General features: G+C 40.4%; 23 protein-coding genes and 1 pseudogene. 9 read left to right on the top strand and 15 right to left on the bottom strand.

Annotated elements, in window-relative coordinates; translation table 11 throughout:
* Positions 1 to 12 precede the first annotated feature (12 nt).
* The gene (locus J678_RS12755) at positions 13 to 1,308 is read right to left on the bottom strand and encodes an acyl-CoA dehydrogenase family protein (protein ID WP_017392923.1); all 1,296 of its coding nucleotides are present in this window, start codon (positions 1,306 to 1,308) and stop codon (positions 13 to 15) included.
* A 118-nt stretch (positions 1,309 to 1,426) separates the two neighbouring features.
* A complete protein-coding gene (locus J678_RS12760; protein WP_017392924.1) occupies positions 1,427 to 2,245 on the bottom strand; it encodes a hypothetical protein in 819 nt (272 codons plus the stop codon).
* A 654-nt stretch (positions 2,246 to 2,899) separates the two neighbouring features.
* Between J678_RS12760 and J678_RS12765 the strand changes: the two genes are divergently transcribed.
* The 5 genes from J678_RS12765 to J678_RS12785 all read left to right on the top strand — a co-directional run bounded on the left by J678_RS12765 (position 2,900) and on the right by J678_RS12785 (position 8,028).
* Entirely contained in the window at positions 2,900 to 4,345 is a 1,446-nt protein-coding gene (locus tag J678_RS12765) for a cytochrome ubiquinol oxidase subunit I (RefSeq protein WP_004709299.1), read from the top strand.
* Positions 4,338 to 5,342 carry a cytochrome d ubiquinol oxidase subunit II gene (gene cydB, locus J678_RS12770; RefSeq protein ID WP_002049414.1) on the top strand — a complete coding sequence of 335 codons (1,005 nt, stop codon included), beginning with the start codon at positions 4,338 to 4,340 and terminating at the stop codon, positions 5,340 to 5,342. Before J678_RS12765 ends, cydB begins: the two co-directional genes overlap by 8 nt.
* Positions 5,343 to 5,356: 14 nt before the next feature.
* Positions 5,357 to 5,491, top strand: coding sequence for a hypothetical protein (locus J678_RS23060; protein ID WP_000749814.1), 135 nt, complete (start codon positions 5,357 to 5,359; stop codon positions 5,489 to 5,491).
* Between the two features lie 100 nt (positions 5,492 to 5,591).
* On the top strand, positions 5,592 to 7,010 hold the full coding sequence (locus tag J678_RS12780) for a PLP-dependent aminotransferase family protein (RefSeq protein ID WP_017392925.1): 1,419 nt from the start codon (positions 5,592 to 5,594) through the stop codon (positions 7,008 to 7,010).
* A 100-nt stretch (positions 7,011 to 7,110) separates the two neighbouring features.
* Positions 7,111 to 8,028: a LysR family transcriptional regulator gene (locus J678_RS12785; protein WP_017392926.1), complete on the top strand. Its 918-nt coding sequence runs from the start codon at positions 7,111 to 7,113 to the stop codon at positions 8,026 to 8,028.
* A 54-nt stretch (positions 8,029 to 8,082) separates the two neighbouring features.
* On the opposite strand, the gene madM is transcribed toward J678_RS12785, so the two are convergent.
* The 9 genes and pseudogenes from madM to mdcA all read right to left on the bottom strand — a co-directional run bounded on the left by madM (position 8,083) and on the right by mdcA (position 15,422).
* Positions 8,083 to 8,844, bottom strand: a complete 762-nt coding sequence (madM, locus tag J678_RS12790) for a malonate transporter subunit MadM (RefSeq protein ID WP_002114328.1) — start codon at positions 8,842 to 8,844, stop codon at positions 8,083 to 8,085.
* 44 nt (positions 8,845 to 8,888) lie between these two features.
* Entirely contained in the window at positions 8,889 to 9,290 is a 402-nt protein-coding gene (gene madL / locus J678_RS12795) for a malonate transporter subunit MadL (protein WP_000587899.1), read from the bottom strand.
* 53 nt (positions 9,291 to 9,343) lie between these two features.
* Positions 9,344 to 10,276: a malonate decarboxylase subunit epsilon gene (gene mdcH, locus J678_RS12800; protein ID WP_017392927.1), complete on the bottom strand. Its 933-nt coding sequence runs from the start codon at positions 10,274 to 10,276 to the stop codon at positions 9,344 to 9,346.
* A 12-nt stretch (positions 10,277 to 10,288) separates the two neighbouring features.
* Complete coding sequence (locus J678_RS12805) at positions 10,289 to 10,897, bottom strand: malonate decarboxylase holo-ACP synthase (RefSeq protein WP_029771716.1); 609 nt, start codon at positions 10,895 to 10,897, stop codon at positions 10,289 to 10,291.
* Entirely contained in the window at positions 10,888 to 11,715 is an 828-nt protein-coding gene (gene mdcE / locus J678_RS12810) for a biotin-independent malonate decarboxylase subunit gamma (RefSeq protein ID WP_017392929.1), read from the bottom strand. Before mdcE ends, J678_RS12805 begins: the two co-directional genes overlap by 10 nt.
* Positions 11,712 to 12,563, bottom strand: coding sequence for a biotin-independent malonate decarboxylase subunit beta (locus J678_RS12815; RefSeq protein WP_017392930.1), 852 nt, complete (start codon positions 12,561 to 12,563; stop codon positions 11,712 to 11,714). The genes mdcE and J678_RS12815 overlap by 4 nt, the downstream gene beginning before the upstream one ends.
* Complete coding sequence (locus tag J678_RS12820; RefSeq protein ID WP_016804796.1) at positions 12,556 to 12,855, bottom strand: malonate decarboxylase subunit delta; 300 nt, start codon at positions 12,853 to 12,855, stop codon at positions 12,556 to 12,558. Before J678_RS12820 ends, J678_RS12815 begins: the two co-directional genes overlap by 8 nt.
* 2 nt (positions 12,856 to 12,857) lie before the next feature.
* Positions 12,858 to 13,743: pseudogene (locus J678_RS12825) on the bottom strand (triphosphoribosyl-dephospho-CoA synthase).
* Positions 13,743 to 15,422 (bottom strand): malonate decarboxylase subunit alpha, encoded by a 1,680-nt coding sequence (mdcA, locus tag J678_RS12830; protein ID WP_017392932.1) that lies wholly within the window; start codon positions 15,420 to 15,422, stop codon positions 13,743 to 13,745. The pseudogene J678_RS12825 and the gene mdcA overlap by 1 nt, the downstream one beginning before the upstream one ends.
* Positions 15,423 to 15,824: 402 nt before the next feature.
* Here mdcA and J678_RS12835 point away from each other — a divergent pair, with 402 nt between their 5' ends.
* Positions 15,825 to 17,012 (top strand): MFS transporter, encoded by a 1,188-nt coding sequence (locus J678_RS12835; protein WP_017392934.1) that lies wholly within the window; start codon positions 15,825 to 15,827, stop codon positions 17,010 to 17,012.
* 7 nt (positions 17,013 to 17,019) lie between these two features.
* Here the strand turns inward: J678_RS12835 and J678_RS12840 are convergent, their stop codons facing one another.
* Both J678_RS12840 and J678_RS12845 read right to left on the bottom strand, forming a co-directional pair.
* A complete protein-coding gene (locus J678_RS12840) occupies positions 17,020 to 17,613 on the bottom strand; it encodes a GNAT family N-acetyltransferase (RefSeq protein ID WP_017392935.1) in 594 nt (197 codons plus the stop codon).
* 41 nt (positions 17,614 to 17,654) lie between these two features.
* Positions 17,655 to 18,290 (bottom strand): FMN-binding negative transcriptional regulator, encoded by a 636-nt coding sequence (locus J678_RS12845; RefSeq protein ID WP_004887629.1) that lies wholly within the window; start codon positions 18,288 to 18,290, stop codon positions 17,655 to 17,657.
* Positions 18,291 to 18,405: 115 nt separating this feature from the next.
* Here J678_RS12845 and J678_RS12850 point away from each other — a divergent pair, with 115 nt between their 5' ends.
* On the top strand, positions 18,406 to 19,896 hold the full coding sequence (locus J678_RS12850) for a PLP-dependent aminotransferase family protein (protein WP_017392936.1): 1,491 nt from the start codon (positions 18,406 to 18,408) through the stop codon (positions 19,894 to 19,896).
* A 7-nt stretch (positions 19,897 to 19,903) separates the two neighbouring features.
* Here J678_RS12850 and J678_RS12855 read toward each other — a convergent pair whose 3' ends face one another.
* Both J678_RS12855 and J678_RS12860 read right to left on the bottom strand, forming a co-directional pair.
* Positions 19,904 to 20,593 carry an LrgB family protein gene (locus J678_RS12855; RefSeq protein ID WP_004887631.1) on the bottom strand — a complete coding sequence of 230 codons (690 nt, stop codon included), beginning with the start codon at positions 20,591 to 20,593 and terminating at the stop codon, positions 19,904 to 19,906.
* Between the two features lie 13 nt (positions 20,594 to 20,606).
* Positions 20,607 to 21,038 (bottom strand): CidA/LrgA family protein, encoded by a 432-nt coding sequence (locus J678_RS12860; protein ID WP_017392937.1) that lies wholly within the window; start codon positions 21,036 to 21,038, stop codon positions 20,607 to 20,609.
* Positions 21,039 to 21,148: 110 nt separating this feature from the next.
* Here J678_RS12860 and J678_RS12865 point away from each other — a divergent pair, with 110 nt between their 5' ends.
* On the top strand, positions 21,149 to 22,054 hold the full coding sequence (locus J678_RS12865; protein WP_017392938.1) for a LysR family transcriptional regulator: 906 nt from the start codon (positions 21,149 to 21,151) through the stop codon (positions 22,052 to 22,054).
* A 120-nt stretch (positions 22,055 to 22,174) separates the two neighbouring features.
* A complete protein-coding gene (gene yfcF / locus J678_RS12870) occupies positions 22,175 to 22,801 on the top strand; it encodes a glutathione transferase (protein WP_002049443.1) in 627 nt (208 codons plus the stop codon).
* The last annotated feature ends 1 nt before the right edge of the window (position 22,802 follow it).

Below are 22,802 nucleotides of genomic sequence, written 5' to 3' on the forward strand. Positions count from 1 at the left end.
TAATACTATAATTTATTGTTTAGAAACTTCACCAATTCGCCATTGATATGGTGGTAATGTACCGTTCACACTAAAATCACCGATAATTCGATTTTTAAATACTCTCGGGTTATGTGAAGATAAAGTTCGTACGTTACGCCAATACCGATCTAGACCTAAATCTTTGTCTGTTGCAGAAGCACCCAAAGCGTCAAATAAAATTGTAGAGGCATTTAAAATTAAATCAGTAATGACCGTTTGGGACTGCGCACTTTCAAGCTCGGCAAGTGCATTTTGCTCTTCTTCAAGCTGTTCATTATTTTGAAATGCAGCTAAGTAAGCACGCTGTAAGCTTTGTGCAACTTTTTCAACAATCGCCCCTGCACTATAAGCCGCGCCACGAATTTGTCCTACGACTTGTAAAATTTGGGGATCTTGTTTTACAAATTGAGCATTTGCATGCGTGTAGTTTCGGGTACGTTTTGCTACGGCTTGAGAAACATCATAGGTTGCAGCACGCCCTAGACCTGTAATGATTGCCAGTTGGACCAGTTGATAATAAGCCGCCGAATACTTAAAACGGTCATCATCAGGTAAAATTTCAGCTTCATCGACCAATACATCATGGAAATATGCCGTACCACTTGCAGTAAGCTGCTGTCCAAAGCCATTCCAGTCATCGACAATTTCGACACCTTCATCTTCACGGCGAACAACAACTGAGCCAGACTCTCCTTTTAAATCTGTTACCCCAACATCCACCCAATCTGCATATAGGCTCCCTGTGGTGTAGTATTTTTTGCCTTTAACGCGAATTTTTCCGTCACTATCTCGATATAAGTGCGTTTCAAACTGATCGATTGACTCTTTGCCGCCTTCAGACCATGCACTACCGACAGTTTCCCCATTGGCAATTCGGCTCAGCCAACGCTGCTGAAACGCTTTATCTTTACTTACCAAGACATCCTCAGTAAAACCAAAATGCACACGCAAAGCTTGCGGTAAGTTTGAGTCGGCCTCTGCAAGTTCAATAAGCAATGCAAATAGTTCAGGAATAGTTGCATCAAAACCACCATGAGCTTTTGGAAGTCGTAATCGTGTAAAACCAATATCTTTGAGCCACTGGAGTTGCTCATACGGCAAAATATGCTGCTGCTCACGGATTAAAGCCGCTTCTTTAATACGGGCAAACGTCGGTCTGAAGTTACTTGCCAATTCATCATACCGTGATGACGGTCCTTCACCCCATACCCGCGAAATGATTGAAGCCTGACTCAGTGCAGCGTGAGTTAATGAACCGAGATGATGCTCAAAATTTAAATTTGTCATGTAAGTAAAACCAATATTGCTTTGCTTTTACCATAAAATATTTATTTCACATGAAAACGATTATTTTTTTATAACAGTATTCAATCTTGATATAACACCAATTAAAAGCATGACAGCCCTAAGCGATCTCTTTCTTGGTAAGACTATGCTGACTTTGCAATAAGGTTTGCATATATTCTGAATAGACAGATAACTTTTCAAAAATATGTTCTGAATAAAACATATCATCGATTAAGTGCGTCATTTGACTAGTAGTAAAGGTATCGCATAACCCGACCAGTGCTGCATTTATTTGCGCAAAATGAGCACATAACTGTACATATGCTTCATCTTTATTTTTAAATAATAATTTTCGCATATCCAACTGATCTACACTTTTTAGACCCTCATCTTTTACGTCTTTCACCCAATAAATTTTTATTTTTAAGAACTGTTCAAGTTCTTTTAATGCGTCTAAATCCAGCTCTAAATGAGTGATTAAAAAAACTGTAGAGATATCACTTCGACATAATGCTTTGATTAATTTTAAATAAATAAAGTCAGCTTCTCCCATCTCTATTAATTCTAAATCTAGATATATTTTTAGGCTTTCTAAAACTTCATCTATCTTAAATACGACCTTCTTGTCAGCTTGATAGTATTTATTCAGAATAGTAAGCACAGGTGGTGTTGCTGGTGTTGTATAAATAGCAGCCTTGTTTAAGTTTGCAAAAATAAATGGCGAGAATAGATAAGCCAGACTACTTTGCTGTGGCTCAATATGCGACTGAATTAAATACACGATTTGAGTTTTAGAAAAATCCCTGAGTACTTTCGCTCTAAGTAGGGTTGCTTCAAGATTCACATAAGACTGTTCCAACTGATCTACTACCGAAGTGGAAATAGACTGATTTTTAATAATTTTATGAATGATATTCAGTTGAGACGTGATAAACATTTTTTAACATCCAAGCTATTTTAGAAGCGCTACACTTACACTTAGGTCTTTAAGAAACACGCAGCAACCGGACCCTACGCAAAACAACAATGGAAATAGAAAAGAAGAACATAATCATGTGCTTAAATAAAATCTAAAGCAGCGTTCACATTGAGTCTTGAAAGTTGGTTTAGGTCGACGGTAAATCCTGTTCATTTTTATTCTGAACTTTAGAGGACTGAATATATAGCTACAGATGATTGAAAAAAAACTATAGCACACCTTCGAAACCATACTGAACTGTTATAGTTTTATAAAAAATTTCTGTATCTACATATACAAATAGAGCGAGTGCATGATTAAGAAAACTTCTTAAGGTAGGTAGTTTTCATGAGACGATCTATTGCATATCGCCAGATATTTCATCAATGTTTCAATGCAACATGCATTTTTACAAATGCAACATCAAGCATAAACTTTGCTAACAGATTGAAAACAATCAATCGCCCTATTCTATTGAAATATCAAGCAATTATATTGCTTTACCCTGTTGGCATTTTACTTGCTAAGAACATTTATCACAGAAGTAAGTTTAATCGCCAGAATACTTTTTTGCCTGAAAATAAGTATTTAACTCATTCAATCATCATCAGCTAGTTCACAGGGGGAAAGTTTATGAGCCTCGGTCTAACCGCTCTAGAATTAGCGCGAATACAATTTGCTTTCACAGTATCCTTCCATATTATTTTTCCGGCCACATCCATCGGACTTGCCTGCTTTTTAGCAGTTTTAGAGTGGAAATGGTTAAGAACGCAAAACCCAATTTATAAAGATCTATTTAAATACTGGATTAAGATCTTTGCCGTTGCGTTTGGTATGGGAGTTGTTTCCGGTGTCGTGATGAGCTATCAGTTTGGTACCAACTGGAGTGAATTTTCACGAGTAGCCGGAAGTATTACTGGTCCTTTACTTACCTATGAAGTGTTAAGTGCCTTCTTCTTAGAAGCAGGTTTCTTAGGCATTATGCTGTTTGGCTGGGGCCGTGTTGGTCCTAGAGCCCATTTCTTTGCAACGCTTATGGTTGCCATCGGAACATGTATTTCAATGTTCTGGATTTTATCGTCCAATAGCTGGATGCAAACACCGCAAGGTTTTGCCATCGAAAACGGCATTATTGTGCCAAAAGACTGGCTAGCTATTGTCTTCAACCCGTCCTTCCCTTACCGCTTTGCACATATGGGTGCTGCTGCCTTCTTGGTTTCATCTTTATTGGTGGTGGGAACATCTGCTTGGCACTTGGTAAAAGGTCGTCGTGATGAATTGGTTAAAAAATCATTCTCGATGGGTTTATGGATGGTACTGGTGACTTCTTGTTTACAAGTGGTGATTGGCGATAACCACGGTTTAAATACTCGTGAGCATCAGCCTGCCAAACTTGCTGCGATGGAAGGTCACTGGGAAACCAATCATAACGAGCCTATGCCGCTACTGTTATTTGCCATTCCGGATATGAAAGAAGAACGAAATCACTTTGAGGTGGGCGTTCCATATTTGGGTAGCTTAATTTTGACTCACAGTTTAGATGGGCAAGTGACTGGCTTAAAAGAATTCGCACCTGAAGATCGTCCAAACTCGACCATTATTTTCTGGAGTTTCCGAGTCATGGTGGGTCTTGGCGTCCTTATGGTCACCTTATCACTGATTGCTCTTTGGCTGCGTAAAAGTGGAAAACTCTATGAAACATCATGGTTCCATAAATTTGCTGTAGTGATGGGGCCAGCAGGTTATGTGGCAATGCTGGCTGGATGGATTACTACCGAAGTAGGCCGTCAACCTTGGGTGGTATACGGCATTATGCGAACCAAAGATGGTTTATCACATACTGTTTCGGCAGATCAGGTGGGTCTAAGTCTCTTTATTTTTGTGGTGGTTTACACCATCGTTTTTGGTAGCGGTATCTACTACACCTTAAAACTCATTAATAAAGGCCCTGTATTTATCGACACACCAAATATGGAAACAGGTGGCGTAGGACACTTCAAAACACCGATGCGGCCACTTAGTGCAGTCGATGAAAATATTGACAGCAAACAAAACTCTGGGGAGAACCGTCATGATTGATCTTTCTTTAATATGGGTCGGTATTATCGGTTTAGGTGTTTTAATTTACGTGGTCATGGATGGCTTTGACTTAGGAATTGGGATCATGTTCCCCTTCATTAAGAATAGCCAAGAACGTGACGTGATGATGAATACCGTTGCTCCTGTCTGGGATGGCAATGAAACCTGGATGGTACTTGGGGGTGCTGGCTTGTATGCAGCCTTCCCACTGGTCTATTCAACGGTTTTATCTGCGCTCTACCTGCCTATTATTTTCATGGTGATTGCCTTGATTTTCCGTGGAGTTGCTTTTGAATTCCGTTTTAAAGCTCATCGAACCAAACATCTTTGGGACTTAGCTTTTATTTGGGGTTCGGTTTTAACAAGCTTCCTCCAAGGGATTATTTTAGGTGCCTATATTCAAGGCATTAAAACCGAAAACGGTATTTTTGCCGGTGGTCCTTTTGACTGGCTTACTGCATTCTCCATTTTCACAGGTATTGGTGTAGTTGCGATGTATGCCACTTTAGGCTGTGGTTGGCTCATTTTGAAAACTGAAAAAGGCTTGCAGCAACGTATGTATGAGCTTATGCCAAAGTTAATTATTGCGCTGCTCATTATCTTTGGTGCCGTTAGCTTATATACACCTTTAACACACCCTGAAATTGCAGATCGCTGGTTCTCTTTACCAAATCTGTTCTATTTTAGTCCAGTGCCTATTTTGGTCTTATTGTTTGTTGGCCTGATTTTATCGGCATGTAAAAAGCAGCAGGACCATAAACCATTTATATATACCTTGGCATTGGTCTTCCTTGCCTTTACTGGTTTTGTAATTAGCTTATGGCCAAATATCATTCCACCATCAGTTACGATTTGGCAGGCGGCAGCGCCTCATTCCAGCCAAATGTTTGCTTTAGTGGGTGCACTTATTCTGATTCCAATCATTATTACTTATACGGTTGTGTCTTACTGGGTATTCCGTGACAAAGTTCGTGTAGGTGATGAAGGTTATCATTAAGGTACGGGGGAGCTATGAAAAAGTCGTCAGTTAAACTCAGTCAAACCCAATGGTTTATTCTGTTATGGCTTGGTGGTTTTTTAGCCTTAGCTGTGATTGCAGGTTTATTTAAGGTGATATTGATTTATGCAGCCCCTTACTTAAAGTAAAAACCCATCTTTATAAACAAATGCCGTTTGTAGATTCTACAAGCGGCATTTATTATGGGTTCAGTGCATCTTTTATTTTATTCTTTCGTGCAGCTCATACATGTATAAATCAGAACAACTCGCGCATAGCATTCGCCAACTTATTGAAAGTGGTACTTTAAGTGCACATGAGAAATTACCTTCATTAAGAGATCAGGTCCAACGTTCTGGTTTTAGCTTAATGACTGTGATGAATGCTTATCAAGAACTTGAATCACAAGGGCTAATCTTTTCAAAGGAAAAGTCTGGCTACTTCGTTGCCGAGCAAATTGCACTAAAGCCACTCGAGCAATATTCAGTTGTTTCACTAAACTCTAAAATCGAAATTAACTCATTAGTTTTTAAATACCTTAAGTCAATTCAACATGAATCTGTCGTACCTTTTGGTTCAGCTTTTCCAGATAGTCAGCTTTTAGCTGCTCCCAAACTTATTCAAATTATGGGACAACTTGCTCGGCAAAGACAAAGCTATGACCAGACAGCAAGCCTACCTCCCGGTAATTTAGCGTTAAGAAAACTGATTGCTCAGCGCTACTGTATGCAAGGCATACAGACCGATCCAGATGACATTGTGATTACATCAGGAGGGTTAGATGCGCTCAATCTTTCTTTACAAGCAGTAGCCAAACCGGGCGACTATATTTTATTGCAACAAACCGTGTTTTACGGTGCTTGGCAGGCTGCTGAACGTTTAGGACTTAAGGTCATTACCATTCCCGAGCATCCTCAATATGGTTTTGACTTAGAGGCTTTTGAGCAAGTTATTCAAACATATCCTATCAAGGTGTGTTGGCTCATGCTGAATACCCATAACCCGATTGGGTTTACGGTCAGTGATGAGATTAAATATAAAATTGCCAAACTACTTCATGAACACCAGATTTACTTAATTGAAGATGATGTGTATGAAGAGCTTTATTATGGCGGGCAAAAACCACTTTCGATGAAGTACTTTGACCAACAAAATCTGGTACTGCACTGCTCTTCATTTTCTAAAACTTTAGGGGCAGCTTTTCGGGTAGGTTGGGTCTATGCGGGTAAATTTTCGGACCATATTCAACACTTGCAGCTCATGAGTACTATTTCAGTAAATGCACTCATTCAAAATGCACTGGTTGAGTTCTTATCTCATCATCATTATGAAAAGCATTTGCGCACACTTAGACTTTCACTTGAACGTTATAAAAAGCAGTTTTACCACTATTTGAAGCAACATCTGCCCGCGACCTGCGAGATTTATTATTACCCAAGCGGTTATTTTCTATGGATTAAATTGCCTCATAAACTCGATAGCATGCAAATTTATGAAGAACTCATCCAACAAGACATTGGCGTTGCGCCAAGCCCACTCTTTAGTGTTTTACCCGCACAGCAGCATTATTTAAGAATCAATTGTTCTTTTGAGTGGAACGAAAAAATTCAAGTTGCTTTAGATCAAGTCATCCAAACTATTCAACAAAAAGTTGAAGCAAGTTTATAAAGATATGGTTCGACCTAAGCACAATTTTATAGACTTTATTTTGTGGTAACTTTATAGCTCAAATCTATAGTTTTAAGGGAAACAGGCTCAAGGAATTAAGATGGAAATAGATGAAGAACTGACCCTTAAAAAAATACAGATTTTTTTAGCTTTTATGCGCTGTGGCAATTTGTCTAAAACCGCGGCAGAAATGCAGCTGAGTAATGTCAGTGTTCACAAGGCATTACATTCGTTAGAAAGCGCTTTACGTTGCCCTCTTTTTAAAAATGAAGGCCGTAACCTCATTCCTTTAAAAAGTGCTTATGTATTTGAAGAGCGGGCGCAAAAAATCGTACAAGACATTTTTATCACCGTAAATAAAACTAGAGAAGCGGCAGGCTTTGCAGCTAAGGTTTTACATTTAGGTTCCCTTTATTCTTTAACGGTAAACACAATTCCAAATGTAATTAGCGGTCTTAAACTCAGACGTAGTGAGCTTGATATTCAATTATTACTCAGTTCAAATCAGGATTTGGTGAAAAAGCTTAAAGCAACTGAACTTGATGCCATTATCGTGGCTTTAAATGAAACCACTCAAGATGATGACTTTGAAATTTTGCCAATGTTTTCCGACGATATTTTTTTAGCCGTCAATAAAGATTCAAAATATGCTGAGTTTAAAGATATTGATTTAAGCCTTTTAAAAGAAGAAACTTTTTTAACTTTAACCAAGGGTTTTGCAACTCATAACGACAGCGATATCATTTTTAAAAAAGCTGGTTTTTCACCTAAAGTTGCTTTGCAGGTCAATGATATTTTTACCCTCATTAGTATGGTCAGTTCAGGCGTAGGTTTTGCTCTATTACCCGGTCGTATTTCTGCCGTCTATGAAAGTTCAGTAAAACTTATTCCGCTAAAACAGCAATATCACATGCAACAAGAAATTGGTCTGGTCTTTTTAAAAAGTAAAGAGCGCGATCCAAACTTACTTGCTCTCATTGCTGAATGTCGTATGTTCGCCACTAATTTTAAAAGATAAATATCGGCAACTTATTAAAAAATAATGAGTTGCCGTTATAAGATTTTCAAAAATTTATCCAAAAATCGCATTAACCGTTAAGAAAAATACAGAAGGTCCAAGTAAGCAGCCTAGTCCTGTATAGAAGGTTGCAACTAAAGCGCCATAAGGTACCAATCGTACATCTGTACCTGCCAATCCAGCAGCCGTACCACTGGTTGTTCCTGCCAAGCCACCAAACACCATGGCAGAGCGTGGACTTTTTAGGTACATAAATTTAGCAAGCAGCGGCGTACCGACCATAAAGAAAACTGACTTGATTAAACCAATTGCAATAGAAAGTGCGATGACATCAGAACTTGCACCAATTGCAGTGCCTGTAATTGGACCCACAATATAAGTCATTGCGCCTGCACCGATCGTTGTCATAGAAATAGGATCTCGATAGCCCATAACCCATGCAACCATAACCCCAATTGCAAAAGGCACAACACAACCAAGCATTAATGCAATTAGACCAATTTTGCCTGCTTTCTTCACTTCTTTCACATCAACTTCAAATGCAGTTGAAGCAATAGCCAAATCACGAATCATGGCTCCGCCCAACAGCGCAAAACCAGAAAAAATAGCGATGTCAGAAACACCTTTGGTTCCTTGGGTATAAACCCCTGCAAAGTAAGCAACAACCAAACCTAAAGTAATCGCGATTGCAGAGCTTTGTAGTTTTCCCTTCGTCAAATATTTTGAGAGTAGATGGGAAACAAACATCATTAAACCCGTTACGGCAAGAGCAGTAACTAATGCATTTTTTGATAACACAGCAATTATAGCGTCCATCATTTAATTCCTTTTTGATTGAACTTTTTGTAGTTTATATTTGCTTAGGCTATTTTTTCCTTACTTTCTAACGTCCATTCATAAGTTTCATAGTCGCCACTAATTCTATTTAAATAACGGATGACTAAAACCGTGCCAATTAACGATGCAATAGAGACAATTAGCCCTAACATGCCACCTGATAAAGCTGCAACGACATTTTGACCTGCCGACATCGCAACAACGATTGGAATATACATACCAGACCAATATAAAACGCCAAATTGTGTGACTTGAGGTAAGTAACCTTTTCTTGCCAACAATTCTTTAGACAAAATTAAGAGAATCATTGAAATAGCAACGCCACCGACATTTGCTTTAACACCTAATAGCATGCCTAAGGTGTTACCAAGATAGTCGCCTAATAAATGGCAGATCGCTAATATTGCTGTTCCATAAATAATCATTGTAAATCCCTCATATCCTTGGGTTATTACTCAATTTTTAATTTGTATTGTAATTACAAAGAAGCTTTATTTTCGTTTTGCATTGCCAATTGAATGCTGTCTAAACGTGTTCCCTGAAATGACAATACCGTTCCTTCTTTAAATGTTCGACGTGCAAGTGTAGTAAGCACCGTTCCCGGTAAAGCTTCGATCTGCAACCTTACACCTCGCTCCCATGCAGCTTGGATGGTACTTTCCCAATCTACAGTTCGACTCATATTAAAAGCTAAGTCATCTCTAATCTGTTCTGGGCTGCTAAGTGTACGAGCCGTTGAACCACTTAAATATCGAATTTTAGGTTGATTTAAAGTGACTCCCTCCATAGATGCTGCAAGTTGCTTTGCTTGCTGACTTAATAATTCACAGTGCGATGGCACCGATACATCTAATTTTTTTGCCACCACCCCTTGTTGCTTTGCCAAAATAGCAACTTGGTTCATGGCTTCAAAACTTCCTGAAATAACGATCTGGTTATGTGCATTAATATTTGCGACAAACACCTCTGGCGTTATTTCATAAACTTGTTTCACCCATACTTCTACTACTGAACGATCTGCACCAATCAAGGCGGTCATACCATAGCCAACCGGATAGGCGTTTTGCATGAGTTCACCGCGATAGGCAACCAAACGAACGGCATCCTCAAAGGCTAAAACTCCTGCTACAACCGCCGCTGACCATGCACCAATTGATAAACCTGCAACATAATCTGGTGTTAAGTTTTCCGCAGTTAATAGTGCAGAACTCACCACACCGGAAATAAGCAAACACAGCTGTACTGCACGCGTTGACTGTAATGCTGCCGAACTGTCCAGCATCAAGACATCTTCTTTAAGTGCATCCGATGCACGCTCAAGGTATTCTTTGACCAGAGCGGTTTGAGGTAAACCGTGCAACATATTGCTTCGTTGCACACCTTGACCCGGATAGACCCAAATTGAAGCCATGATATCTGTTCCCTAATTCCATGGGTTTTCTACTAAAACAGCACCATCAGGACGTTTCAATAAAACTTTTCCGCTATTTCTCGCCCATTCTTTTAACGCCAAACCACCTTGTGGAAGTTGAAGCTGTATATCCACATTGAGCCCGGCTTGGTGAAAATTTTCGAGTAGCTCAATCGCCTGCTTTTTAGCAAAAAGTTGTTCCGCTCGAATCAACAGATCTATATCACTTTGCGGGGTTACTGTTTTAATGCCCGTTGCCAGTTCAAACCCAAAACTTCCTGTATATCCCCAACATCCTGCAAAACATTTCATAATGCTGGAAATGCTCTGTAAACGTTCTGCCAAGTGTTTAAAGTAACTTGGATTTACTTCAGCTAGTGCTTCAGGTTTAAGCTGTCTGCTAATTAAAGATCTTGGCATTTGCGCTGCATAACGTTGATAGCGAAATTGTCCTCTTACACCCACAGCCACCTGATCTTTAGGAGTAATTTCCCGTCGAACTACAACGGGATCACCGCGTAGTAACACCTCTTTCACCCAAAGTGGGGCATCATCGGCCAAGCAATCGACCGTCATACCCCATAGTAAATCATGGGCTTCGAACTTAAGTTTCATGACCATTGCTCGCGTAATAATTCACGGACTTTTTTAGACATTTGACGGTTTTGGCCGTGAAGTCTTTGTTCCAGTCCTTTCGATGCATCAGCTTTAATTTCTTTAAACGTTTGAGCAATCACCTGCTTCGCTAACAAAAGATCATCATTTGTCGGTTGTTCAGGGTTTTCAACAGATAGCAGTTCCGATAACAAACCAAGCGTGGCATAACTTTCAATGTCATAAGCCATTGGTGGAATGCTTGATGCCAATTGCTCTAACTCATCAACTGATCGTAAGGTAACGCGTGCAGCAGATTCTTTACCCATTGCATGCACCATAACACCTGAATCTTTTAAGGCAATAATACGATTGGCTTGGTATCCATGCGCCAAGAAAGCACCAGACATCGACTTACCAACTAATAAACTCACAATTGGATGACCTGCCAATCTGGCTCTAGCATAGCTATCTACTGCACCCGCTAAAGCTTGATGAATGCCTAATAATTCTTCACGGCGCCCATAGGCCTGACTTGGGACATCAACCAGACATAAAATACCGCGTTTAGTTTTAGCCTTTGCATCAGCTTGAATCACGTCATCAACTGCTTTTGCCAAGTTCCAGCCTTCCAAGAGTCCAACTTCACCTTGTTTTGCCCGTGGGAACAGATTATTGCTGTCTTGCACAACTGCAATCACACGCACCGCTTGCTGATCGATCTGACCATCAGCTACCCAAACAGAAGCTGGAAAACCTTCAACTGTCTTAAAACCCTGCGTAAGTGCTTTAAACCAATGTGCACCACGAGTAGATGCTTTTAATGTATCAACGGCGATATTCATGCTTGCTCTCCTTGATACAAAGCTTGAACTTGTGCTGGGGTAATCTGCTCAGCAGTATCAACTTGTTGTAGCTTTTCTAAATAGAATGAGTAATTTGAACTACGGTGCTGCTGAGGCACACCTTGAGTTAAATAATCGATAACCTGCTGACGAATTTTCTGGCGATCATCATCTACATAAGCATCTACCAAACCACTCGCGAAGCGTTGATTACCACCCGTAATACTCCATATAAATGGACGATCTTTGGCGTTATATTCTTGTACACCAGCTTCTTGTTCTATTACTTGTGGGCCATTTAGACCTAAACGTCCTTCTTGTGTCATTACAACATAGCTACATAGTCCAGCTGCAATTGACATACCGCCGAAGCACCCTACACTGCCTGCAACCACAGCAATCACAGGTTGATACTGACGTAAGTTCACAATTGCAGCCTGAATCTCAGCAATTGCAGCCAAGCCCAGATTTGCTTCTTGTAAACGAACGCCGCCTGTCTCTAACAATAAAATTGCCGCTGTTGGAATGCCTTTCAGATTGTCTTCAACCGCAAGTTCTAAGGCACCCGCAATTTTGGCACCACCCACCTCGCCTAAACTTCCGCCTTGAAATAAGCCTTCAATAGAAATTAGTACCACTGGGCGTTCTTGAATAGTTCCCTTTGCAATCACTACACCATCATCGGCTTGTGGGACAATATTTTGCTGAACCAACCAAGGTGACATAACACGTGCAAATGGGTCGAGTAACTCTCGAAAAGTCCCTTCATCTAATAATGCTTTGGCGCGGTCTCTGGCGCTGAGTTCAATAAAATCTTGTTTATTTAACAAGCTTTGAATATCAGTCATGAGCAATCTCCTCCAATGCTTGTTCCAGACGTAAGCGAACGACACCGGGAGTTGCACCAAAATCATGAATATCAATATTGACGGCAGGGGGTATTTGCGCAGTAAAAATCCGTTCAAAAAGATTGTGCCAACGCGCCGCACTGCCGTTTACCGAAGTCACTACCTGAATAGAAGCTTTGCCTGTTTCACCAGGTTCCATCAAAATTTCTAAATCGCCCGAACCAACACATCCTACTAGTGCTTTTTTTATAGGTGGCTTTGTCGCCACAAATTCAAAATGAAGTGTTTCCATAATCAAAATCCTTCTTTATTTTTTGACAGATGTCTGCTCAACACGATCTATAAATAGTGTTGCTGCCAACAAATCTGCGGCACCACCAGCAGAGGCTTTCATCCGCAGCAGATCAATTTCTAAAAGATGCAAAGCACGTCGACCTTCCAAGCTTGAGCTGCCACCCAAATCCAATACTTGCTGAGCACCTCGTTGCATACGCTTTAAACCAGATGTGCCAGAACGATAAAGCACACAGGTATCGGTCAAATCTGTCATCATGGCAAGTAAGGCATCTAAGCGAGCGAACTCTTCTTTCATGGGTTTACTACGACTTTGATAAAGTTGCTTTAAACCAAAATTCACAATAGTTGGAAAACCTTGTTGTGCCTGTTCTTTGGCACCTAAGACACCTAATTTTTTCTGTACTTGTTGACCATGACTTAAAGCCTGTTTTGGAATAAAGCGATCTTCAAGCTGGGCAATCTGGCCTGCTAACTGGCATAGCTCAACAGCCGATAAGTACTGTTGATTCGTGTGTGCTACTGCTGTTGCCGTAACCATTAACCCTAATGCCCAAATTGCACCGCGGTGGGTGTTGACGCCATTTGTTGCCAACATCATGGTCTTTTCACCTTGGCGGCCAATTTCTCCAATGTCTTCACGCAAAGCTAAACAGACTTTTCCATGATGCTTTGCAGCTTGCGCCATCGCATCAAACATGGGTCCTAAACTTTTTGCAGAGCACTCCATTAACTCCAAAGTCAGGTCATTGTGTGCACCACTACCACGGCGATCTACCAAAGCTGGTTTGGGTGTCAGATTCACTTCATCAATCAAAGCTTCTACTGCTAAACCTGCCAAAAGCTGACTATCGCTGAGCGTTTGATATTTAACTTGTGCCGTCATTACCAACTCCTGAATTTTGCAGGTGGTTGATATAAACCATCTGACCATGTCACCAAGTCAGCAATATTTTTTGCAGCTAAAAGCTCACGTGTGGCATCGGTGCGGCGAATACCTAAATCTTCAGGGAATACCACCAAACCTTCACGTCTTAAACGTGCTGTTGTTTTCGGATCTTGAGTTAAACCAATACTGGTCACACCTGCTACCGCAGCAATCATGGCTTGACGTTCTTCTTGGCTGCTTGCTTTATATAGATAAGCAATGCCTTCTTCGGTGAGTAAGTGAGTGACATCATCGCCATAAATCATGATCGGTGCTAAAGGTAAGCCTGCTGTTTTAGCAACATCAATCGCATCGAGACGATCTACAAAAGTTGGCTTACCTCCCTCTTGGAAGGTTTCCACCATTTGTACCACTAACTTTTTACCACGTGCCAAATAGGTTTCAGTTTCATTGGCACCTTGCAAACGCATATCTAGCCATGCAGGTGTATCGTGACGACGACCACGCGGATCATGCCCCATGTTTGGCGCTCCACCAAAACCAGCTAAACGTCCTTTGGTGACAGTCGAAGAATGGCCCATGCCATCAACTTGCAAAGTTGCGCCAATAAATAGATCAACAGCGTATTGGCCTGCAAGCTGACACATCATACGGTTGGAACGTAAAGCGCCATCACGACCTGTAAAGAAAACATCAGGCCGAGCAGCAACATATTTTTCCATACCGAGTTCGGTACCAAAGCAATGCACGCTTTCTACCCAACCTGTTTCAATGGCTGGAATCAAGGTTGGATGCGGATTTAGTGTCCAATTTCGGCAAATTTTTCCTTTTAAACCTAAAGACTCACCATAGGTCGGTAAAATCAGTTCAATTGCCGCAGTGTTAAAACCAATGCCATGGTTTAAAGATTGAACATTATGCTTTTCATAAATTCCACGAATAGCCATCATGGCCATAAGCACATGCACTGGCTTGATATGTTTCGGGTCACGAGTAAATAAGGGTTCGATATAAAATGGCTGATCTGCGACTACTACAAAATCAACCCAAGAAGCAGGAATATCGACACGTGGTAACTCTGAAACGTCATCGACCAGTTCATTGACCTGAACAATCACAATACCGTCACTAAACGCCGCAGGTTCAATAAGTGCTGGAGAATCTTCGGTGCTCGGACCTGTATAAATATTGCCTTGACGGTCTGCCATAAAACCCGCCGAGAGCACGACATTTGGAATAAGGTCAACCACCAAACGTGAATACAATTCAATATAAGTGTGTATAGCCCCAATCTCTAACAGTCCATCTTCAATTAACTGGCTAATACGTAAACTTTGTGGACCAGCAAAAGAAAAATCGAGCTTACGCGCAATGCCTTTTTCAAACAGATCGAGATGTTCCGAACGTCCCACACTTGGCATGATCATATGTAAATCATGCAAAATATCTGGGTTGGTTTGTGCCAAAGAACGCGATAAAAAATCTGCCTGCTTTTGGTTATTTCCTTCGAGTACAACTTTGTCACCCGGTGTAATTAAGGTTTCTAAAACTTTAATAATGTCTTGAGTTGGAATAACTACACCATCGGTATATTGGTTTGCCATCTCTAGTTTTAGTTGTTTGGCATGACGCCGCTTTGTCCATAACCGTTCTTTATTCTGAACTGATCCTTCCATGTACTTACCTATAGATCGCAGTTTTGTTCTGAATCTATAAAAACGCTTTATGAACTTCCGATCAATCAACCTAGATGAGTTGTTATTAACTTCAGGTTAACGATTAAATGTAAATTGACTAAAATGATCTGAAAGAATAAATCCAATAAACGTCGTGTATATCAATGCTTATTTAGAAAAAACGATGCTCAAATGTTTTGTGTCAAATTATCAGATGATAGAATATTAAGCTGATTATTCAGCTACAATTACTTGATAAGAAATAGTTTATGCCAAAGAAATATTGTTATGCCTGCCACCAAAAACACCTCAACATTTTCAAGCTGAGCTGTTGATACTTGCTTACTATATAAAAACTCAGCACCCATACTCATCGATTAACACATATAATTAAAGGCTCTCATGCTTCAAAACACCATGCACCGCCAAGTATTAATTTTGGCGAGTTCCCAATCATTTTTTCAAACTGTTTCTGTCATGGTCATGACCATTGGTGGCTTGGCTGGGGCCAATATCTCAAATACCCCTACACTTGCAACCCTACCCATCGCCTCTATGTTTTTGGGTACGGCTTTAATGATGTTCCCTGCTTCAATGTTGATGGCACGTATAGGGCGGCGTAACGGTTTTCTATTCGGTGCTTTTTTAGGTGTGCTCGGCGGCATTATTGCATCAATCGGTATTTTTTATAGTTCACTCATACTTCTTGCCTTAGGCACACTATGTGTTGGCGCATATCAATCCTTCGCTCAGTTTTATCGTTTTGCTGCCAGTGAAGTTGCAGATGATGCATTCCGTTCGCGTGCTATTTCTTGGGTGATGGCAGGGGGAATTGTTGCAGCATTGATTGGCCCGACTTTGGCGCGCTTTGGTGGGCCTTTATTCCAACATGTGGAATATGTCGGTTCATTTTTAATTATTAGTATCATTTCACTTGTGGCAATGGGCATTTTATCTAGCCTACATATTGCCGATACAGTTGAACAAAAGTCTGACTTTACTGCTGGTCGCGCATGGCATCAGATTGTCTTTCAACCCACTTATTTGGTTGCTTTGTTTGGTGCAATCACAGGTTATGGCATTATGATTTTAGGTATGACTGCTACACCGATTGCTATGCGACATTCACAGCATGAACTAGGCACGATTACGACAGTCATTCAATTGCATGTACTTGGTATGTTCCTACCTTCATTCTTTACTGGAAACTTAATTGCTCGCTTTGGTGTGCTTAAAATCATGTTTGCGGGTCTTTTATTATTTGCCTGCTATATCGGATTTGCTCTCTCAGGTATTCAGTTCACATCTTTTGCTATTTCTTTAATCTTATTAGGCGTGGGATGGAACTTTTTATTTATTGGCAGTACTTCTTTACTCACAGGAACTTATTCTGCGATTGAAAAAGCCAAGGCCCAAGCCATTAACGACATGACCGTTTTTGTTGTCGGTTTGATTTGTTCGTTTAGTGCAGGTGCTTTACTGGATTTATTTGGCTGGAAAGCAATGAACATAGCGTTAATACCATGGTTGGTGATTGCCGCAGTTTCTCTCTTTTGGCTAAGCCAAAAAAGAGAAAAGCAGTTTGTTTAAATCTTTTCTATCGCGGTTTATTCAACATCCATTCCAGATTTTGGCGAACCGCAGGCCACTCATGTTTTAAAATGCTATAAACGTGAGTGTCCCGTAAAATATCATCTTTCACAATTTGATGGCTTCTTAGCACACCATCGAGCTTTGCACCTAAGCGTACAATCGCGGCTTGACTTTGAACATTTAAAGAAGATGTGCGTAATTCAACCGCAATACAGTTTAAAGTCTCAAATGCATGGGCTAACAGTAGTTTTTTACATTCAGTATTGACAGGTGTACGCTGTGCAGATTTGCGGTACCACGTCGAACCAATTTCTACACGGCGATGCGCTTCTTCAATATGCATTAAAGTTGTCATGCCAAGCGCTCGTCCCGTTTTTCGGTCTTCAATATAAAATGGCAACATAGAACCAGATTTTTGTAAACCAAGACGTCTTTCAATTTCAGCAGTCATCTGTTCAGGTCTTGGCACACGGGTATACCAAAGATTATAGAGTTCCCCATCGCAAACGGCCTCTGCCAGTGATTCAGCTTGAGTGACATCTAGTGGCTTTAAAATAACGTGTTCGCCTACCAACTCAACAGGTGTAATCCAAGCCATCTTTATCTCCTCTATTAATATTAAGCTTTTATATTTCAAAGTTATTTATTTAAATCAGCCACACTATACATAGCGTCTGCTATGGTTTGATGACCAGATTTTGATAGGCCATCTGCCGCACCTAAAATGTCTCGACGTTCTTTGTTTTGCCCCAATTTTAATTGGCCTTGAAGCTTAGTAATTTCAATTTCTATTCCCACAATCGCCTTTAACATCGGTTCAAGATAGTCCTTTGGTGCATCTGACATTTTCCAGGGTTCAGGTTGAGAAGCTTCATGGCTACGGGTTAAACGAGCCACCACACCGCGAACATAACGTTCATCATCGTGAACTGTTACTTTGCCATGAGCATGCACAACCCTATAATTCCACGTCGGCACTTGTCTGTGCTGTTCATGTTTGGATGGGTACCAGTTTGGTGAAATATAAGCATCACCGGCTTGGAACACGACCAACACCTCATCTCCATTTTTAATGTTATGCCAGACAGGATTCACTCGAGACACATGCGCATGTAGAGCGCCAAACTTCCCTTCATTTTTCTGAAGTTCAAAAGGAAGATGATTTGCATCTAATCCATTGCTTCCATGAGTAAAAAGCACACCAAACGGATATTCTGTAATAAGAGAATGCAATACATCCAAACGGTTTTCTGCATAATCATCGGGGATATACATGGCTCAAAACCTCACTGTAAATCTCAGGGTTATTTATATTTTGTGTTGTAAATTTTCTGGTTTATGTGGTTTATTAAAAAGAACCACTTTGTATTTTTTTAAGTAGACCAGAATTATGGCAAGAATGGCAAAAGTTGTTGAACTTCCGTCGATTGCAAAGATTGATAAAAGCCAAGGAAAGATAAGTGCTCAACTGACCCAAGCCTTACGCGAAGCTGTACAAAGTGGTGATTTACAGCCAGGTGATCCCTTGCCTTCTTCACGTGAACTGGCTCAAACACTTGGGGTCGCTCGTGGAACCGTTATTGAAGCGTATGATCAACTTCTCGCTGAAGGTGTTTTTTCTTCACAAGCCCGAACTGGCACTTATGTATCTCATGCTTTAACTAAAAAAACTGTATTGGAATCTTCCCAGAAAGAAACAATTTCTAGCTCAATCCCTTTAACCAAATCAGCTCTTTGTTATGCCGAGGTACTCAAAGAGTTTAAACCCCTTCCTCATGCCCCTTTTGCAGTGTCTGTTCCGATTGCTCGTACTCAACCGAGTGATATTTGGCGTAAGTTTGGTAATAAATTTAGATCTCGGGGTGCTGGTGCTCCATCAGGTTATGGTGAACCTCAAGGGGTATTATCATTAAGAATCGCTATAGCAGACTATGTACGTCGATCCCGCTCTGTACACTGTGAACCTGAACAAATCGTGATTACACCAGGCATTCAACAGGCACTTTATATTTGCAGCCAGATTTTATTTGAAGCGAAAGATGAAGTCTGGATAGAAGATCCGGCTTATCGTGGTACCACAGCCATTTTTGAACATGCCGTAAAAAATATCCGTACGGTACGTGTTCCTGTCGATGAAGAAGGTATTCAAGTTGAAACTGGGATTAAACTTTCAAAACATGCGCGTGCTGCTTTTGTGACACCATCTCACCAATATCCACTTGGCATGCCAATGAGTCTAGCAAGACGCACAGCTTTATTGGCTTGGGCAAAACAGCAAAAAGCATGGATCATTGAAGATGACTATGACAGTGAACTTCGTTATAACGGCCAGCCCTTTCCATCTTTACAAGGTATGGCACCCAACCAAGTCATTTATCTTGGCACTTTCAGCAAAGTTCTATTTCCATCGCTTAGGCTTGGCTATGCCGTATTGCCTAAAGAACTGGTGGCACCTTTTTGTGGGCTCAGAGTATTAATTGATAGACACCCACCTGCTGCTGACCAACACGTTTTAGCTGCTTTTATTCAAGAAGGCTATTTAGAACGACATATTCGACGTACTCGACATGTTTATGCGGAAGTTCGGCAATACATTATTGGCTTGATTGAAAAACATATACCTCAAGAACTGGCTTGGTTACAGCCGGGGGATCAAGGCATGCATATGGTGTTATGGCTTGCTCATCATATTAATGATATTGACGTTGCAAGCTCGGCAGTCGATGCAGGTATTGCCGTTAAAGCAATTTCACCAACATTTTCAAAAGAGCAACAACGTCCGGGTTTAATTGTTGGCTTAGGTGATTTTGAACCCGAACAGATGCAACAAGCCATTAAAAAACTATCAAAAATTATTCAACAACATGACAAACCGTCTTAACCCAAGCTTACAACATCAACCATAGATGAATCGCAAATGGCCCAATCAACACCATTAAAATACCAGCGATGACCATAGTTAAACTCGCAATTACACCTTCTTCACTATTTCTTTGCTGTGCTCTGACTGTACCAAAACCATGAGCTGCATTACCAAAGGCAGCTCCATTTGCTACATTAGAACGGATTTTAGTAATCGCTAAAATCGCATCGCCGCAAATCATACCAACCAAACCGGTAATAACGGTAAATAGTGAAACCAATGCTGCCGAACCGTGAATATCTTCCGCTAGAATCATGGCAAATGGGGTTGAAATAGAACGTGCCATCAAACTGTTGGTCACTTCAGGGCTAAAATGGAACCACTGTGCCATCTCATAGGCAGACATCACACCTACACTCATACCCACAATAATCGCAATCGAAAGAACCCCAAGGTTTTTACGAATTGTTTCCCGATAGCGATAAATTGGTACAGCAAAAGCAACCGTTGCTGGTCCTAACAAATTAACAATCCACTGCGTATCTTCTGCATAAGTTTGATATGAAATTCCAAAAATCGTCATCAAAATAATGGTGAGTACAGGCACACTAATTGCGGGTGATAACCAAAGTTTTGGATTTTTCTGATAGATTCGCTTTGCCACCACATAGGCAACCAAAGTCCAGATGAGACAAAGAATTGACCAAATATTCATGTCGTTTTGCTCTCTAGATATGCTTATGTTGAAGACGTTTTCGAGCTTGTAAATAAGCTTTTAAACGATTGTAATAGTGAATAGTCAGCGAAGTACTTAGCATGACTAAAATAGTCCCAATGGCAATACTCAAGACGATTTGCCATCCTTCGGTCATAAACAGCGTTTTATACTGAACTACGGCAACTACAACGGGCACGAAAAACAGTAATAGCTCACCTAAAACCACAGTTGCTCCCATTGCCACCTGATCCATTTTGATAATTTTAAAGAACAGACATAAAAGCAATAAAAACATACCTAAAATACCCGCCGAGACAGGGACGCCGAGTTTTTGATGTAAGAGATATCCGATCCACCAAAATCCAGCCAAAATGAGAATTTGTTTAACTAATACGAACAGTGATGGTTGTAAGGGTGTTCCAGAAGCAGATTCAGTACTCATTTTTCCAAATTAAATGGTTAACTACATCATTATGCTATCTTGGTTAAAGCTGCTAAATATGAATTATTCATGTTAATATTATTCCAAAATGGAATAATCTATTCTTTATTATGCTTTCTCTAAAATCATTACAGTGCTTCGTTACACTGGTAAAAACTAAAAGTTTTACTCGCACTGCTGAAGAGTTATATTTGACTCAGCCCACCATTAGTAAAATATTACAACAACTCGAAGAACAGCTTCAGGTACAACTTTTTGTTAAACCCGATCATGGACGAAAAAGACAAATTGAATTAACGGAAATTGGAGAGCGTATTTATCAACATGCAATTGAGCTTCTTAAGGCAGAACAAAACATCTTTCTTGAAATAGAAAACTATCAACAATTAAAAACAGGTACTTTAAAACTTGGCGTTCCACCTTTAGGTTCCCAGCTCCTAACAACAGCCCTGTTTGACTTTCATCGCCAATGGCCAGCTATTGAATTAGCTTTTATGGAAGTGGGTTCACGCGGTATTGAACAAGCTTTGCTTAACAATGAACTAGACGTTGGCGTTTTATTGCAGCCTTTTGATGAGCAAACTTTTAATAGCATTGAGCTATGTAACTACCCTTTAATGGTCCTTTTGCGTCGTGATGCCACTTGGGCAACCCGCAAAAAAATAAATTTAGAAGAGCTACAACACCAATCATTTTTAATGTTTCCTGAAAATTTCTCTTTAAACAGTATTATTCTCGATGCCTGTAAGCAGTATGGTTTTTACCCAACCATTGCTTGCCGTACCAGCCAGTGGCATCTTTTGGCAGATATGGTACTACAACGTATGGGGATTGCGCTTCTCCCCCAATATTATACCGACATGCTTGACCCTAGTTTATTTGCAGCAGTACCACTTGAAAAACCAAATATTCAGTGGCACTTAGTCATGGCTTGGAAAAAAAATCTTCCTGTCTCACCAGCGGTACAAGCGTGGCTGAACATTGTTCGTGAGCATTTCCAGCACGTTAAGCCTTAACTTTGAACACTGAAATGGCTTAATTCAAAAATCAATAAAGCTTTTCCACAAAAAAGCTACCCAATCTTGGCTTAGCTCACTTAGACTAGATCCGATTGTTTTATGACATGGACAATAACAATGAATAACGAGCATTTTAAGCTATATACAGATTCACAATTTCTAAGCCCCTATGCATTTACTGTTTTTGTAGGGCTACATGAAAAACAAATTCCATTTGAAATAGCGACCATCAACTTAGGCCAGCAAGGACAGTTTGAAAAATCTTATGTAGAAAAGTCATTAACTGCCAAAGTGCCTGTACTTGAGCATAACGATTTTGCCTTATCAGAATCTTCTGCCATTTTGGAATATCTCGAAGAGCTCTATCCAGACACAGCTATTTATCCAAAAGATATTCAAGCACGTGCAAGAGCACGTCAAATTCAAGCATGGCTTCGATCAGACTTAGTGGCACTAAGAACAGAACGTCCAACCGATGTTATTTTTATTCAGCCCAAGTCCACGCCACTTTCAGAAGAAGGCAAAAAAGCAGCCGAGAAACTTTTCTTTGTTGCAGAAAAACTTCTTGCGTCTGATGCCGAATTTCTTTTTGGTTCATGGAGCATTGTAGATGCTGAACTTGCCCTGATGTTGCAACGCCTTATTCAAAATGGTGATGCTGTACCAGAGCACCTAAAAACCTATGCATTACAGCAATGGCAACGTCCGAGCGTACAAAAATGGCTTGCCTTGCGACATAACTAAA

The sequence above is a fragment of the Acinetobacter sp. 1424608 genome, assembly GCF_000588255.1.
Lineage (GTDB): Bacteria > Pseudomonadota > Gammaproteobacteria > Pseudomonadales > Moraxellaceae > Acinetobacter > Acinetobacter nosocomialis.

Excerpts from the sequence above, each read along its gene's own strand:
- mdcE (WP_017392929.1), bottom strand. The coding sequence starts at position 11,715 with ATGAATATCGCCGTTGATACATTAAAAGCATCTACTCGTGGTGCACAT.
- J678_RS12815 (WP_017392930.1), bottom strand. The coding sequence starts at position 12,563 with ATGACTGATATTCAAAGCTTGTTAAATAAACAAGATTTTATTGAACTC.
- J678_RS23060 (WP_000749814.1), top strand. The coding sequence starts at position 5,357 with ATGAAAAAGTCGTCAGTTAAACTCAGTCAAACCCAATGGTTTATTCTG.
- J678_RS12820 (WP_016804796.1), bottom strand. The coding sequence starts at position 12,855 with ATGGAAACACTTCATTTTGAATTTGTGGCGACAAAGCCACCTATAAAA.
- J678_RS12835 (WP_017392934.1), top strand. The coding sequence starts at position 15,825 with ATGCTTCAAAACACCATGCACCGCCAAGTATTAATTTTGGCGAGTTCC.
- J678_RS12855 (WP_004887631.1), bottom strand. The coding sequence starts at position 20,593 with ATGAATATTTGGTCAATTCTTTGTCTCATCTGGACTTTGGTTGCCTAT.
- J678_RS12785 (WP_017392926.1), top strand. The coding sequence starts at position 7,111 with ATGGAAATAGATGAAGAACTGACCCTTAAAAAAATACAGATTTTTTTA.
- J678_RS12760 (WP_017392924.1), bottom strand. The coding sequence starts at position 2,245 with ATGTTTATCACGTCTCAACTGAATATCATTCATAAAATTATTAAAAAT.
- madL (WP_000587899.1), bottom strand. The coding sequence starts at position 9,290 with ATGATTATTTATGGAACAGCAATATTAGCGATCTGCCATTTATTAGGC.
- J678_RS12865 (WP_017392938.1), top strand. The coding sequence starts at position 21,149 with ATGCTTTCTCTAAAATCATTACAGTGCTTCGTTACACTGGTAAAAACT.
- J678_RS12860 (WP_017392937.1), bottom strand. The coding sequence starts at position 21,038 with ATGAGTACTGAATCTGCTTCTGGAACACCCTTACAACCATCACTGTTC.
- J678_RS12805 (WP_029771716.1), bottom strand. The coding sequence starts at position 10,897 with ATGGTCATGAAACTTAAGTTCGAAGCCCATGATTTACTATGGGGTATG.
- madM (WP_002114328.1), bottom strand. The coding sequence starts at position 8,844 with ATGGACGCTATAATTGCTGTGTTATCAAAAAATGCATTAGTTACTGCT.
- cydB (WP_002049414.1), top strand. The coding sequence starts at position 4,338 with ATGATTGATCTTTCTTTAATATGGGTCGGTATTATCGGTTTAGGTGTT.
- J678_RS12840 (WP_017392935.1), bottom strand. The coding sequence starts at position 17,613 with ATGGCTTGGATTACACCTGTTGAGTTGGTAGGCGAACACGTTATTTTA.
- yfcF (WP_002049443.1), top strand. The coding sequence starts at position 22,175 with ATGAATAACGAGCATTTTAAGCTATATACAGATTCACAATTTCTAAGC.
- J678_RS12845 (WP_004887629.1), bottom strand. The coding sequence starts at position 18,290 with ATGTATATCCCCGATGATTATGCAGAAAACCGTTTGGATGTATTGCAT.
- mdcH (WP_017392927.1), bottom strand. The coding sequence starts at position 10,276 with ATGGCTTCAATTTGGGTCTATCCGGGTCAAGGTGTGCAACGAAGCAAT.
- J678_RS12765 (WP_004709299.1), top strand. The coding sequence starts at position 2,900 with ATGAGCCTCGGTCTAACCGCTCTAGAATTAGCGCGAATACAATTTGCT.
- J678_RS12780 (WP_017392925.1), top strand. The coding sequence starts at position 5,592 with ATGTATAAATCAGAACAACTCGCGCATAGCATTCGCCAACTTATTGAA.
- J678_RS12850 (WP_017392936.1), top strand. The coding sequence starts at position 18,406 with ATGGCAAGAATGGCAAAAGTTGTTGAACTTCCGTCGATTGCAAAGATT.
- J678_RS12755 (WP_017392923.1), bottom strand. The coding sequence starts at position 1,308 with ATGACAAATTTAAATTTTGAGCATCATCTCGGTTCATTAACTCACGCT.
- mdcA (WP_017392932.1), bottom strand. The coding sequence starts at position 15,422 with ATGGAAGGATCAGTTCAGAATAAAGAACGGTTATGGACAAAGCGGCGT.